Here is a 1,689-nt window from a genome sequence, read left to right as displayed (position 1 = left end):
GCGCCAACCGATTCGACGCCTCATCGAGCTCCCGATACGACCACGAACGGCCACCACAGCTCAGCGCCACCGCCCCCGGAGCACGGACCACCTGCCCCGCGAACAACACCGGAACCGACACCCCACCCACCGGCTCGGACAACACCGCCCGATTACCCCACCCATCCAACCGAGCGTGCTCACCGGCATCCAACACATCCACCGACGACAACCGCCGTGTGACGTCGGCGGTCATGACCGCTGCTCCGGGTCGGCGGTCAGCGCCGTCAACACCCGCTCGAACCGTCGGACCAGCGTGGTGACGGTGTCGGGGTCGAACACGTCGGTGCGGAACTCCACCGCCCCACCGATCCCCACGGGCTCACCGGAATCGCTCCAGCGTTCGACCAAGGAGAATGTCAGGTCCATGCGGGCGGTGTGGGTGTCGGAGGGCAGCGGGGTGACCTGCACATCACCCAGGGCCAGCCCGGCCGCCGGATCGTCGTTGTCGTGCCCGGGGAGGTTCTGCCAACCCAGCATCACCTGAATCAGCGGGTGATGGGTCAGCGACCGGGTGGGGTTGAGTCTTTCGACGAGCACCTCAAAGGGCACGTCCTGGTTTTCAAAGGCGGCCAAGCTGCGTTCTCGCACCTGGGCCAGCAGCTCAGCGATGGTGGGATCACCGGCCAGGTCGACCCGCAATACCAGCGTGTTGACGAAAAACCCGACCAACTCATCGAGCGCGGGATCGCGGCGCCCGCCGATCGGGAAGCCGACCGCCACATCGCTGCTGGCGCTGATCTGAGCTAGCAGCACCGCCAGGGCGGCCTGCACCACCATGAAGCTGGTCACGTTGTGCTCACGCGCCAGCTGACCAACCTGCCGCTGCAGATCGGGCGACCAGTCCACCGCCACACTGGCGCCGCGGTAATCGGCCACCGCCGGATAGGGCCGATCGGTGGGCAGCTGCACACGCTCGGGCATCCCGGCCAGCGCCTGCTCCCAATAGCCCAACTGCGCGGCGATCGGGCTGTCGCCGTCGTCCAGCTCACCCAACTGCGCACGCTGCCACAACGTGTAATCCACGTACTGCACCGGCAGCGCAGCCCAACCCGGCGCCCGCCCCGCACACCGGCTGGCATACGCCTCGCCCAGATCACGCACCAGCGGCCGCACCGACCAGCCGTCGGCGGCGATGTGGTGCGCCACGGCCACCAACACGTGTTCGTCATCGGCGACACGGAAAAGCCGTGCCCGCAAAGGAATCTCGGCCGCCAAATCGAACGCGTATCGCGCCACAACGCCGATCGCCTCAGCCAGCTGGCTTTCCGGCCAGCCGCCGGCATCAACGACGTCCCAACCGAAGTCGGCCTGCTCAGCAGGCACCACCACCTGCCGCGGTATCCCCTCAGGGGCCGCGAACACCGTCCGCAGACTCTCATGGCGGCCCACCACATCGGCCAGCGCCGCACCCAACGCCTCAGCATCCAGCGCCCCCGTCAGCCGCAGCGCCACCGGCATGTTGTAGACCGGGGAGGGCCCCTGCACCTGATCCAGGAACCACAGCCGGGACTGGGCGAACGACAACGGCACCACGGCGGGTCGCTCTACGGCCGTCAACGGCTCACGCCGACCCCCTGCTTCGCTGAGGAGGGGCGCCAACTTGGCCACCGTGGGAGCGTCGAACAAGGTGCGCACCGCAAGGCCGGC

1 pseudogene is annotated in these 1,689 nt (G+C 68.4%); it reads right to left on the bottom strand.

Annotated features, from left to right (window positions below):
• Nucleotides 1-1,689 (bottom strand): annotated as a pseudogene (locus M2432_RS27850) (condensation domain-containing protein); the annotation flags it as partial.

The organism is Mycobacterium sp. OTB74, assembly GCF_029892685.1.
Classification (GTDB): domain Bacteria; phylum Actinomycetota; class Actinomycetes; order Mycobacteriales; family Mycobacteriaceae; genus Mycobacterium.
This window is presented reverse-complemented; position numbering and strand designations above follow the sequence as displayed.